The organism is Enterocloster citroniae (genome assembly GCF_040545455.1).
Taxonomy (GTDB): domain Bacteria; phylum Bacillota; class Clostridia; order Lachnospirales; family Lachnospiraceae; genus Enterocloster; species Enterocloster citroniae.
The window spans coordinates 374,704-388,035 of sequence record NZ_JBEPLZ010000002.1; the positions used below are offsets into that span (position 1 = coordinate 374,704).

Sequence of the window (13,332 nt, forward strand, 5' to 3'; positions counted from 1 at the left end):
TGTTTTATATTGATATTTTCCAGCAAATATATTATGATTTACAATGTTGGCCCTGGATCATATCAATCAGGGGACAGGAGAGTAAATGATGAAAAACCGAATCGGTTATCTATACCTGGTGATCACCACTTTTATCTGGGGAAGCGTATACATAGCCAGCAAATATGCCCTGGAAACCATGGGACCGGTAACGGTGCTCTGTGTCCGTTACGTGGTTGCGGGAGCGGCTTTATGCATTCTGCTGAAGGTTAGAAAAACAAGGCGCCCCATAGAAAGGGGACACTGGAAATATATCTGGATCGTGGGCGGTCTGGGCTATTTTGTTTCCATCACATGCCAGCTGGTGGGGACAAAACTGCTGGACGCGTCCCTGGCATCTCTGATCAATGGAATGAACCCCATTACCATCTCTCTGCTGGCAGCCATTTTCCTCAAGGAGAAGATACAGAAAAAGCATATTGTAAGCATCTGCATATCCATTGTGGGCGTATATATCATCCTGGGGATTGGAGGAGGCTCTATCAGTATGGCAGGGGTTCTGGCCTCTGTGTGCTCCGTCCTGTTGTGGTCCACAGCTTCCGTGGCTATCAGAAAGGTTTCAGGCGGATATGACCCGGTACAGATCGCACTCTATGGGTTGGGGATCGCCCTTATTTTCACCGTTCCCGCGGCCATTGTGGAATCGATGGGGCAGCCTCCTGTTATTAACAGGACAGCGGTTCTGTCCTGTATCTACCTGGGAGTGGTGGGAACAGCAGTGGCCCATACACTGTGGAATATGGCCCTTAAGCTTCTGGATGCCAGCGTGTGTTCCATGTTTTATCCTCTTCAGCCCCTGACTTCATCCATCCTGGGAGTGCTGCTTCTCCACGAAGTGCTTACCTGGAATTTTGTGGTGGGCGGTGTGCTGATCTGCGTGGGAGTGGTGGTTAGCGTGATGGAAAAGCGAACTGCGCCAAAGGGGTGATGTGGCTGCAATGGCTGCAGTATAGGAAAAGTAGGCAGTATAGGAAAAATGGGAAAAAGAACAAGAAAAATGCCCCCGGCCGTGCAGATCAGGCCGGAGGCATTTTTCTTATCATATATCACCATTACAATTATGAGGATTAATTCTTTTTAGCCGCTGCATTCTCCCTTGGAAGAATCACATTCAGCAGGATTGCCACACAGGTTGCAACCACAACAGGGGACTTGCCAAAGATGGTGGTGGCCCAGTCAGGGAATGCTGCCAGGGAATTGGCCGCCTGTGTAACGCCCATTCCTAATGCAACGGAAAGGCCTACGATGGAGGTATTGCGGTAATTCATGTCCTCTGTCATGACTAATTTGATACCGGTCATGGCAATGGATGCAAATACTGTGATGGTAGCACCGCCCAGTACGCACTGGGGAATGGTGGTTAAGACTGCTGAGAACTTGGGAATCAGGCCTGCAACCAGCAGGATGACGGCTGCCATTCCAAGAACAATGCGGTTGATTACCTTGGTGGTTACTACAATTCCTACGTTCTGGCTGTAGGTGGCGGTTGGAAGTCCGCCCAGCACAGCGCCTATGATATTGGAGATACCGTAACCCACAATACCTCCCTGAAGCTCCTTGTCCTCCGGCATACGGTCCATGGAGCCGGTGGTGGTTGCGGAAAAGTCACCGATTGCCTGGATTGAGTTGATGGCAAATAAAAGACCGATGGCAACGCAGGAAGATGGGTCAAATACAACTCCAAAGTGCAGCGGGGTTGGGAACTGGAAAAGTCCAGCCGAGGCAACGCCGCTAAAGTCAACCAGTCCAAAGCCCAGGGCAACAACGTAACCAACGATAACGCCAATGAGGATGGAAGCCAGCTTTAATATGCCTTTGGTGTAATGATTTAAAACGGTAACTACGGCTAAAGTAATCAACGCAGTTGTCCAGTTCTGCCATGAGCCAAAGCCCAGTTTGCCGATCTCGCTTGCCAGCGGTTTGCCTGCTCCGCCTGCCATGTAGTTGACAGCAGTGGGATATAAGGAAAGACCAATGGTGAATACAACCGTACCAGCGATCAATGGCGGGAACAGCTTACGTATCTTTTTAATAGAAAAGCCAACAATAATTGCCACTATGCCGCCGACAATCTGGGCGCCTAATATCATCGGAACCCCCAGTCCGCTTTCATGGCCTGCAATGGCCTGCATACTGGGGACATATGCAAAACTCACACCCATGATCACAGGAAGGGCGGCTCCGATATGAAGACCGTTCTTATTGCCGATGGGGAAAAGCTGTAAAAGTGTGGCTAAACCTGCCACTACTAGGGCTGCCTGAATTAAAAAAACTTTATCAGTGGGATCTAGCCCTGCTGCTCCTGATACGATAATGGCGGGGGTTACGCACCCCACGATTGCGGCCACCACATGCTGCATTGCAAGTGGGAATGCCTGAGAAAAACTGGGTTTTCCATAATAGTCAAATAAAGCTGATTGATTACCGGCCTGATTCATATATGAGTTCCTCCTTAGGATTATTGATGAATGTGAGTTCCGGTCAGTCCTTGGATTCCCTCTTTTGCTTTTTCAAGCAAGGTTATGAGTGCAGTACGTCCATCTTTGGACTCTGCGAATTTCACAGCGGCCTGAACCTTTGGCAGCATGGAGCCGGGGGCAAAATGTCCCTCTTCCATGTATACATGGGCCTGGTCCGGTGTGAGATTATCCAACCACTTTTCTTCCGGTTTTCCGAAGTTGATAGCTACCTTTTCCACTGCAGTGAGGATGATTAAGAAATCAGCGTTCAGTTCCTCTGCTAACAGTTCACTGGCAAAGTCCTTGTCGATAACGGCGCTGGCGCCCTTTAAATGGTTGCCCTGACGGGTAACCGGAATGCCGCCGCCGCCGCATGCGATGACAAGCTGACCCGAGTCAACCAGGGAGCGGATAGCGCCGATTTCAACAATTTCAGCAGGCTTTGGAGAGGCGACCACACGCCGGTAACCGCGTCCTGCGTCCTCCTTCATGATGTATCCGTATTTCTCGGATGCGATCTTGGCCTGTTCCTCGGTCATGAAGTGTCCGATTGGTTTGCTGGGAGTGTCAAATGCAGGATCTTCTGCATCCACACGTACCTGTGTGATCATGGTAGCAACCGGGATATTGTACATCTCGCGGTTGTAGAGTTCCTCTCTCAGTGCATTCTGAAGGTCATAGCCGATATATGCCTGGCTCATTGCAACACAGACGGAGAGGGGAGTGTTAGGCTGGTTTGCGTCTTCGCGGCTCAGCGCGGCCATGGCATTGTTGATCATGCCCACCTGCGGGCCATTGCCATGGGCTACAATGACTTCGCAACCTTCTTCAATGAGGTCCACAATAGCTTTAGCGGTAATCTTAACAGCTATCATCTGCTCAGGAAGTGTGTTGCCAAGAGCGTTGCCGCCCAATGCGATGACAATACGTTTTTTCTTGTTTTCCATAGTGAAATTCCCCTTTATAGGCGGGATATGAGGGTATCCCGCATTGTTATTTGCACAATACAACTTATTTTGGAGACAAAAAGGGCTGCAGGACCGTTGTCCGGCAGCCCCTACAATGTACTACGAATGAGTTTGGGATTTATTTAAATACTCTAGGAGTTCCTTTTTCTTCCAGTTTCTTTAAGATTTCAGCTGGATCTGCAAACTTAGCTAACATGATCATAGCAGCGATCACATATGGCTTGTAACTTGCTTCCTTGTACAGAGGATCACGGTAACGGTCAAATACAGATGCCTCAACCTCGCCGTCCTTGCAGCTTACATCATTGATGTCAGCTGGTAAGCAGTGCAGGTACAGAGCTTTTCCGTCCTTGGTGGTCTTCATCAGCTCTTCGGTACAGCACCAGTCTTTGTGCTCTGCGTTCTGAGCCAGCAGTTCTTTCTCCAGAGCCTTGATGCCATCGGAATCACCCTCTGCGTACAGATTGGTTCTCTTTTCCATAGCGGCAAATGGAGCCCAGCTCTTTGGATATACGATATCAGCATCCTTGAATGCGTCAGCCATGTCGTGGGATACACGGAAGGATCCGCCGGTCTTCTCAGCGTTCTTTCTTGCAACTTCCTCAACCTCAGGCATGATCTCGTAGCCTTCCGGATGAGCCAGAACAACTTCCATACCCATACGTGTCATCAGGCCTACAACGCCCTGAGGAACGGAGAGCGGCTTGCCGTAGGAAGGAGAGTAAGCCCATGTCATAGCTAACTTCTTACCCTTTAAGTTCTCTACGCCGCCGAACTCATGGATGATGTGCAGCATATCAGCCATACACTGTGTTGGGTGGTCAATATCACACTGTAAGTTAACCAGGGTTGGTTTCTGCTCCAGGATACCATCCTTGTGGCCCTGAGTAACAGCGTCAACTACTTCGTGCATGTAGGCATTTCCCTTGCCGATGTACATGTCATCGCGGATACCGATCACGTCAGCCATGAAGGAGATCATGTTAGCTGTCTCACGAACAGTCTCGCCGTGAGCTACCTGGCTCTTGCCCTCGTCCAGATCCTGAACTTCCAGACCTAACAGGTTACATGCGGAAGCGAAGGAGAAACGTGTACGTGTGGAGTTATCGCGGAATAAGGAGATACCCAGGCCGCTTTCAAATACCTTTGTGGAAATATTGTTCTCTCTCATATAGCGCAGAGCATCGGCAACGGTCCAGACAGCTTCCAGTTCTTCGTCTGTTTTCTCCCATGTGAGGAAGAAATCGTTCTCGTACATTTCCTTAAAGTTGAGCTTGTTTAACTTATCAATGTAATCCTGTAATGTTTTCATTTGATTGACTCCTTTTATTATGTTTTATATTAATTTTTGGGGTACCGTTTGGATGCCTGGGCCTGGAGTTCTTCGGCGGCTTTCAGCATAAGCCGCCGAAATCCCAACAGGTCACTAGGACTTCATGGAAAATGGTATACGAATGAGCAGAGCGAACATAAAATGCCCTATGCTTTTTGGCCGCCCCACAGGCCAAGAAGATGGCACTGCGGACCAGAGGGAGGCACCACACTGAGTGGCGGCCGGCAAAGTCGCCCTGCGGACAATAATCTAAATTAAGAGAAACAATTACTTGCAGTAAACAGTTGGCAGTGCTGCATAAACGGCTGCACATGTAACCAGATCCTGCTTCCAGGTGATCTCGTTGGGAGCATGAGCCTGAGCCTCAGCGCCAGGTCCAAAGCCGATACAAGGAATACCGTTACGTCCCATGATGGAAACGCCGTTGGTGGAGAAGGTCCACTTATCTGTCAGAGGACGGGCTTTTCTCATCTCTTCGGTAGCAGGTACGCCGATACGCTCATTGCCGAACAGGTTCTTATAAGCATCTTCCAGAGCCTTGGTTACATCATGATCCTCCGGGATCACCCAGGTTGGGAAGTAGCACTCGATTGGGTATGTAAGTCCCTTGTAGGAAGGACGGGAATACTCATACATGGAAACGGTAACGTCATCACCATACTTCTGAACAGCAGGAAGGGCACGGATCTCATCCAGGCAGCTCTCCCATGTCTCACCGGCTGTCATACGGCGGTCCAGGGATACGGCGCAGGAGTCAGCAACTGCACAACGGCTTGGGGAGGTAAAGAAGATCTCGGAAACAGTAACAGTACCGCGTCCTAAGAAGTTAGCTTCCTTCCACTCAGGGTTGAATTTCTCATCTAACATCTTTACAAGGCCCTTAACTTCCTTGTCATCAGCAGCATCGTTCTCATTCAGCGCACGCACATCCTGAAGAATGTCAGCCATCTTGTAGATCGCATTGTCGCCGCGCTCAGGAGCGGAACCGTGGCAGGAAACACCCTTAACATCTACACGGATCTCCATACGTCCTCTCTGGCCGCGGTAGATTCCGCCGTCAGTAGGCTCTGTGGATACAACGAAGTCAGGGCGGACCTTATCTTCGTTGATGATATACTGCCAGCAAAGACCATCACAGTCCTCTTCCTGAACCGTACCGGTTACCAGAACCGTGTACTTGTCGCTTAACAATCCCAGATCCTTCATGATCTTAGCGCCGTAAACAGCACTTACAATACCGCCGCACTGGTCAGACACACCGCGTCCGCCGATCTCTGTCTCGTTCTCATAACCTTCATATGGATCAAAGTTCCAGTTGTTCTTGTTTCCGATACCAACGGTATCAATATGTGCGTCAAAACCAATCAGGGTCTTGCCTGTTCCCATGTAGCCTAATACATTGCCCATTGGGTCGATCTCAACCTTGGTGAATTCCAGTTTCCTCATCTCTTCAGCAATACGGTCAATGTGTGCCTTCTCATCGCAGCTCTCGCCCGGGAACTTAACGATATCGCGTAAGAACTTGGTCATATCCTTCTCATAATTCTGTGCAGCTTCTTTGATTTTTGCGTAATCCAGACTCATTGTTTTCATTTCCTCCATATATATACTGTATTTATTAGTGGTGGTGCCGCCTGACGGGGGGGATCCCAGGGCAGCGGTGGTGATTGGGTTTTTGATGGTGATTGGGTAATTATTTATCGAGACCTTTCCATACAATGTTCTTGTAACGGTCAGGATCCGTATCGCCTTCAGTGGAGAAGAGCAGGACCTTGGAATTCTCATCCAGTCCAATGTCGCTTCTTAAATCCTTGTACTCATCCATGGTCATCATGGCTGCCAGTGCGCCGAATGGAGCAGCACCGGACTCACCTGAGGTAACAGGTGCATCGCCCTTGATGGGAGCGCCCAACATGCGCATACCTGTAGCAGCTACCCAGTCGGGAGCGGCGATGAATACTTTTACATGGTTCTTTAAGATATCCCAGGAAATGGTGTTTGGCTCGCCGCATGCAAGACCTGCCATAATGGTCTCCATATCGCCGTCCACAATGCGGATGGCGCCGTCTCCGGCAGCAGCTCCCTTATAGAGGCAGGCAGCAGCTTCCGCTTCCACAACCACGAATGTGGGAGGGTTGTCAGCGTAAAGGTTGGAGAAGTATCCCACAACAGCGCCTGCCAGGGAACCAACGCCTGCCTGTACGAAAATGTGGGTTGGGCGCTCACAGCCGTATTCCTTTAACTGCTCGCCGGCCTCCATGGCCATGGTGCCGTAGCCCTGCATGATCCAGGCCGGAATCTCCTCGTAGCCGTCCCATGCGGTATCCTGTACGATCACGCCTCTCTCTGTCTCATCCGCTTCCTTAGCTGCCAGACGGACACAGTCATCATAGTTCATCTCCTGGATGTCTACCTGTGCGCCTTCCTTGGCAATGTTCTCAAGACGTGTCTGAGTGGAGCCCTTAGGCATATGTACAACGGCTTTCTGTCCTAAACGGTTGGCTGCCCATGCAACCCCGCGTCCGTGGTTTCCGTCTGTGGCTGTAAAGAAGGTTGCCTGGCCGAATTCCTTTTTTAACTGGTCAGAAGTGAGGACGGAGTAGGGAAGTTCAGAAACATCCTTGCCGGTCTCGCTGGCAATGTAGCGGGCCATTGCAAAGGAACCGCCCAGCACCTTGAATGCGTTCAGGCCGAATCGATAGGACTCATCTTTCAGGAAAACATCTTTTACCCCCAGATACCCGGCCATGTGATCCAGCCTTGTAAGTGGTGTCTTGGTGTACTGAGGAAAGCTTTCATGGAAGGTCCTGGCCTTCTTTATCTCCTCAAGTCCCATGATAGGCAGGTTTTTATCATCTGTCTTTGGCATATGATTGACCGCCCATAGAATCTTCTGATCCATTTTACATAATCCTCCTTGTATGTGCGTTGATTGATTTTATATGTTCATGTTATGTGTTGCCGTCATCAGGTCAGCCGTTCTTGTCATCGGACTTGCGGCTGTTTACGTCAATGTAGCTGTACAAAGTGAATTTGGAGATTCCGAAGTACTTGGAAACCTTATCTCCTGACTTGGTAATAAGGAAAGCGCCCGCATCATTTAAGAACTGGATGGCGGTTACCTTTTCTTCCTTATTCATCAGTGCGGCAGGCTTTCCTATGAGAGCCACCGACTGTTCGATCAGGGTGTCTAACAGGTCATTGACGTTGTGGACGATCTGCTCGGGCTGCTGTTTCACATCCGCTTGGGGTTCGGTATCGATGAGCGCCTTGATGGAGCGGTCCACAGTCATCAGTCCGGTTATATCGTAATTGATGGAAAGCAGGTAATCAATGGATGTGCCCTCCTTATTACGAATGTAAAAGGTGCTTGATTTTAATATCTTGCCGTTGGATGTACGGGTCAGGTATCCAAGATGGTCTTTTAAGGTAGCCGGGTCCTTGTGAAGTGTTTCTAATACTACTTTGGAGGGACCGTCCCCTTCCCGGCGGTTGGTCACGTGCCCGTTATTAATATGTACAACGGAGTGTTCCAAGTCATGCTTTTCCAGGTCGTGGATCACAATTTCACAGTCTGGTCCGAACTGTCTCGCAAGGCCATCTGCAAGCTGTTTCAGCAGGTCTAGTGTGTATGACATAGCTTTCATCTTCCTTTCCTCGGACTCTTCAAATTATGGTTACTTTGTACAATAAACATTTCGCTAATTTGTGATGCGTTGTTTATGATTCCATCATAGCACAAAAAAAATGAATTGCAAGAGGTTTTTACAAAAAAATTTAGAATATCTAAAAAATTTTGCATTTTATGCTTGCAAATGAGTTTATAAGGTGTTAGTATAGGGTTACAGGAAGTCCTGTTCTATCTTATTAAAGTTTATGAATTTAATAAGGCTTTTAGGACAAATTGTTTCACACTGATACATACAATTTATAAGCATTTTATAAAAGAAAAGGAGAAGAGGCTATGTTAGTGATCGGGAACGGACGTCTGGTGACAAGGGACGCTGAAAATCCATTTATTGAAAACGGTGCCGTGGCAATGGATGGAACAGTCATCAGTAAGGTTGGAACACTGGAGGAGATCAGGAAGGAATTTCCTGAGGCTGAATTTATTGACGCTAAGGGGGGCGTCATCATGCCGGCGTTCATCAATACCCATGAGCATATCTACAGCGCCATGGCCAGAGGGCTTTCCATCAAGGGCTACAATCCCAAGGGGTTTCTGGATATCCTGGACGGAATGTGGTGGACCATTGACCGCCACCTGACCAATGAGCAGACACGCCAGAGCGCAAGGGCGACTTATCTGGATTCCATTAAGAATGGTGTGACCACTGTATTTGACCACCATGCAAGCTTTGGCGAGATCCACGACAGCCTGTTTGCAATAGAGGATGCCGCTAAGGAGATGGGGATCAGGACCTGTCTGTGTTATGAGGTTTCCGACAGGGACGGTATGGACAAGGCAAAGGCGGCTGTTATGGAGAATGCGGCATGGATCAAACATGCGTTGGCTGACCAGACAGACATGTTTGCCGGCATGATGGGTATGCATGCCCAGTTTACCATCTCAGATGAGACCATGGAACTGGCGGCAGCCAACAAGCCCGCCGAGGTTGGATACCACATCCATGTGGCTGAGGGGATCGAGGATCTTCATGACTGTCTGAAAAAGTATGGCAAGAGGATCGTGGACCGTCTCATGGACTGCAATATTTTAGGAAGCAAGACACTGTTGGGCCATTGTATCTATGTGAATCCCCACGAGATGGAGCTGATCAAGGATACGGATACCATGGTTGTACATAACCCGGAATCCAACATGGGAAATGCATGCGGATGCCCTCCCACCATGGAGATCGTACACAGAGGTATTTTGACCGGTCTTGGAACAGACGGCTACACCCATGATATGACAGAGTCCTTTAAGGTTGCGAACGTGCTGCACAAGCATCACCTGTGCGATGCCAACGCTGCATGGGGAGAGGTTCCCCAGATGCTCTTTGAGGGCAATGCAAAGATTGCAAACCGTTACTTTAAAAAGCCCCTGGGAGTGCTGAGGGAAGGTGCTGCTGCTGATGTGATCGTCACGGATTATATCCCCTTAACCCCCATGGATGCTTCTAATATCAACGGGCATATCCTGTTCGGCATGACCGGAAGGAGCGTGGTCACCACTGTATGTAACGGCAAGGTCCTGATGAAAGACAGGGAGCTGGTGGGCATGGATGAGGAGAAGATCCTCTATGAAGTTAGGGAAGAGGCTAAGAAGCTGGAGCGCTCCATCAACGGTTAAGCTTGAAGGTAAATGAGGAACCGCCTTCCAGGGATGGATAGGCTTTCCTCTATATAAAAAAATGCACAGCATGTATAATTTAAGTAGACAATGATTGCAGGGCGGCGGGATTTAGCACCTCAGGACGGACAGTCCTGGGCGGCTTGGCCGGATGGAGGAGATTGTATCCGGTGCTGGGACCTGGTCTGGTGCTTATAATAAGGTAAGCCCCCGGTAAAAAACGGGGAAAGGCAAGGAGGATAAGATAAAATGAGCGATATTATGACACCGATTCCATTTGGAAATCTGATGAACTGGATTCTTAAGGAGCACGAGAAAGGTGCTGTTTTTGGGATCAAGAGACCGTTTGTTGCAGACCAATCTAAGAACTATGAGATATTCGGCCGTAAGCTGGAGACACCCTTTGGCCCTGCGGCAGGACCCCACACCCAGCTGACCCAGAACATTGTAGCCGCATACGTGGCAGGCAGCCGTTTCTTTGAACTGAAGACCGTACAGAAGCTGGACGGCGAGGACCTTCCCGTTGCAAAGCCATGTATCAAGGCGGATGATGAATGCTATAACTGTGAGTGGTCCACAGAGCTGTACGTGCCCCAGGCATTTGACGAGTACGTGAAGGCTTGGTTTGCATGTAAGGTACTGGCAAAGGAATACGGCCTTGGCGCAATGGACGGATTCCAGTTTAACATGTCCGTTGGCTATGACCTGGACGGCATCAAGACAGAGAAGATCGACAAGTTTATCGAGGGAATGAAGGATGCTTCCGCAGCCCCTGTATTTAACGAGTGCAGACAGTGGCTCCTGGATCATCTGGACCGTTTTGAGAAGGTGACTAAGGAAGACGTGGAGAGCATTTCACCGGAGGTGTGCAATTGTATTACCCTTTCCACCCTGCACGGATGTCCTCCGCAGGAGATCGAGCGCATTGCCCGCTACCTGATCGAGGAGAAGAAAGTACATACATTCATCAAATGCAATCCCACCCTTCTGGGCTATGAGTATGCAAGGAAGCTGATGGATGACATGGGCTACGACTATGTTGCATTCGGGGATTTCCACTTTAAGGATGATCTGCAGTATGGGGATGCGGTTCCCATGCTTCAGAGACTGCAGGCCCTGGCGGATGAGAAGGGGCTGGAATTCGGCGTTAAGATCACCAATACATTCCCGGTGGATGTAAAGCAGAACGAGCTTCCAAGCGAAGAGATGTACATGTCCGGAAAGTCCCTGTATCCATTATCCATGTCAGTTGCCATGAGACTGGCCAAGGACTTTGGCGGAAACCTGCGCATCTCCTATTCAGGCGGCGCTGATTACTTTAATATTGAAGATATCGTGGACGCGGGCATCTGGCCTGTAACCATGGCAACCACCATGTTAAAGCCCGGCGGTTATGAGAGGCTGGAGCAGATCGGACAGATCTTTGCGGGCAAGGACGTTGCTGCATTTGAAGGTGTGGACGGGGACAAAGCCGCTGCACTGGTAGAAGCTGTGAAGAACGACAAGCACCATGTAAAGGCGGTAAAGCCCCTTCCGTCCAGAAAGATCAAGAAGCCGGTGCCCCTTACGGACTGTTTTGTGGCTCCCTGCCAGGAAGGCTGCCCCATCCATCAGGATATCACCAGATACCTGCAGCTTGCAGGAGCAGGTGAGTTTGAGCAGGCGCTGGAGGTCATCCTTAACAAGAACCCACTTCCGTTTATCACCGGTACTATCTGTGCCCATAACTGTATGAGCAAATGTACCAGAAACTTCTATGAGAGCCCTGTGGATATCAGAAGGACTAAATTAGAGGCGGCTGAGGGCGGCTTTGAGGCAGTGATGGCCAAGTTTGAGAAACCGGCTGTGACCACTGACAAGAAGGCGGCTGTGGTAGGCGGAGGACCAGCAGGACTGGCAGCGGCTTATTTCCTGGCAAGAGGCGGCATGAAAGTCACTGTTTTTGAAAAGGAAGAAAAGATGGGCGGCGTTGTCCGCAATGTGATCCCGGGCTTCCGTATCTCAGATGAGGCAATTGACAATGACGTGAAGATTGTTGCGGCCATGGGCGTGGAACTGGTCACTGGAAAAGAGATCACATCCGTTGATGAATTAAAGAAAGAATATGATTATGTGGTCCTGGCCGTGGGCGCTTCCGATAAGGGGATCCTTAAGCTGGAGGCAGGGGATACCATGAATGCGCTGGATTTCCTGGCACAGTTTAAGGCCACGGACGGAAATGTGGAATTAGGAAAGAACGTTGTGGTTATCGGCGGCGGCAACACAGCCATGGATACCGCAAGGGCGGCCAAGAGAAATAAAGGCGTTGAGAAGGTTTCCCTGGTATACAGAAGAACCAGACGTTATATGCCGGCTGACGAGGAAGAACTGGTAATGGCAGTGGAGGACGGAGTTGAGTTTGCGGAGCTTCTGGCCCCTGTTAAGCTGGAGAACGGAAACCTGTACTGCAAGAAGATGGTTCTGGGCGAATTTGATGCCAGCGGACGCCGCGGTGTGGTGGAGACGGATGAGATCGTGACCGTTCCCGCTGACACTGTGATCGCAGCCGTAGGTGAGAAGGTGCCGGGCGCGTTCTATGAGGAATGCGGTATTGTTCTGGACAGCAGAAGACGTCCTCAGGTAAACCAGGATACACTGGAGACCTCTGTAAAGGGCGTGTACGTGGCTGGTGACGGCCTCTTCGGACCGGCAACGGTTGTGGAGGGCATCCGCGATGGCAAGGCGGCAGCTGAGGCCATCATTGGAAAGGTTCTGGCAGAAGACCTGTTCAAACAGTCTGATGCAGATACCATCTATGGACGCAAGGGCAGGCTGGCGGAGGAAAATGACCAGATCATTGACAGTACCAGATGTCTGTCCTGTAACAGCTACTGTGAGAATTGTGTGGAAGTATGCCCCAACAGGGCTAACATTTCCCTGGTAGTGCCGGGAATGGATAAGCACCAGATCATCCATGTGGACTATATGTGTAATGAGTGCGGCAACTGTAAGAGCTTTTGCCCATGGGACAGCGCTCCTTATCTTGACAAATTCACCCTGTTTGCCAATGAGGCGGATATGGAGAACAGTAAGAATCAGGGCTTCACGGTAACAGATGCGGCGGCAGGCACATGCAAGGTAAGGCTTCAGGGCAAGGTGACGGATTATACGGTCGGCTCCGCTAATGAGGATGTACCGGAGGGGATCCGGAAGATAATTGCAGCTGTGATCAATGATTATTCCTATATGCTATAAATA

9 protein-coding genes are annotated in these 13,332 nt (G+C 49.8%); 3 read left to right on the forward strand and 6 right to left on the reverse strand.

Features of this window, described 5'->3' with window-relative positions:
• Positions 1-85 precede the first annotated feature (85 nt).
• Positions 86-967: a DMT family transporter gene (locus tag ABID13_RS03795; protein WP_007860335.1), complete on the forward strand. Its 882-nt coding sequence runs from the start codon at positions 86-88 to the stop codon at positions 965-967.
• Positions 968-1,106: 139 nt separating this feature from the next.
• Here ABID13_RS03795 and ABID13_RS03800 read toward each other — a convergent pair whose 3' ends face one another.
• From ABID13_RS03800 to ABID13_RS03825, 6 genes are all read right to left on the reverse strand, one after another.
• Entirely contained in the window at positions 1,107-2,477 is a 1,371-nt protein-coding gene (locus ABID13_RS03800) for a uracil-xanthine permease family protein (RefSeq protein WP_045094254.1), read from the reverse strand.
• 20 nt (positions 2,478-2,497) lie between these two features.
• A complete protein-coding gene (gene arcC, locus ABID13_RS03805) occupies positions 2,498-3,445 on the reverse strand; it encodes a carbamate kinase (RefSeq protein WP_007860331.1) in 948 nt (315 codons plus the stop codon).
• Between the two features lie 139 nt (positions 3,446-3,584).
• Positions 3,585-4,778: a knotted carbamoyltransferase YgeW gene (ygeW, locus tag ABID13_RS03810; protein ID WP_048929777.1), complete on the reverse strand. Its 1,194-nt coding sequence runs from the start codon at positions 4,776-4,778 to the stop codon at positions 3,585-3,587.
• 288 nt (positions 4,779-5,066) lie between these two features.
• Positions 5,067-6,383, reverse strand: coding sequence for a YgeY family selenium metabolism-linked hydrolase (locus tag ABID13_RS03815; RefSeq protein ID WP_007860326.1), 1,317 nt, complete (start codon positions 6,381-6,383; stop codon positions 5,067-5,069).
• 109 nt (positions 6,384-6,492) lie between these two features.
• Positions 6,493-7,701, reverse strand: a complete 1,209-nt coding sequence (dpaL, locus tag ABID13_RS03820) for a diaminopropionate ammonia-lyase (protein ID WP_007860324.1) — start codon at positions 7,699-7,701, stop codon at positions 6,493-6,495.
• Positions 7,702-7,771: 70 nt separating this feature from the next.
• On the reverse strand, positions 7,772-8,437 hold the full coding sequence (locus ABID13_RS03825; RefSeq protein ID WP_040415099.1) for a helix-turn-helix transcriptional regulator: 666 nt from the start codon (positions 8,435-8,437) through the stop codon (positions 7,772-7,774).
• A 326-nt stretch (positions 8,438-8,763) separates the two neighbouring features.
• Here ABID13_RS03825 and ssnA point away from each other — a divergent pair, with 326 nt between their 5' ends.
• Together ssnA and ygfK are read left to right on the forward strand one after the other, a co-directional pair.
• Positions 8,764-10,095 (forward strand): putative aminohydrolase SsnA, encoded by a 1,332-nt coding sequence (gene ssnA / locus ABID13_RS03830; RefSeq protein WP_048929776.1) that lies wholly within the window; start codon positions 8,764-8,766, stop codon positions 10,093-10,095.
• A 249-nt stretch (positions 10,096-10,344) separates the two neighbouring features.
• The gene (ygfK, locus tag ABID13_RS03835) at positions 10,345-13,329 is read left to right on the forward strand and encodes a putative selenate reductase subunit YgfK (protein ID WP_007860317.1); all 2,985 of its coding nucleotides are present in this window, start codon (positions 10,345-10,347) and stop codon (positions 13,327-13,329) included.
• The last annotated feature ends 3 nt before the right edge of the window (positions 13,330-13,332 follow it).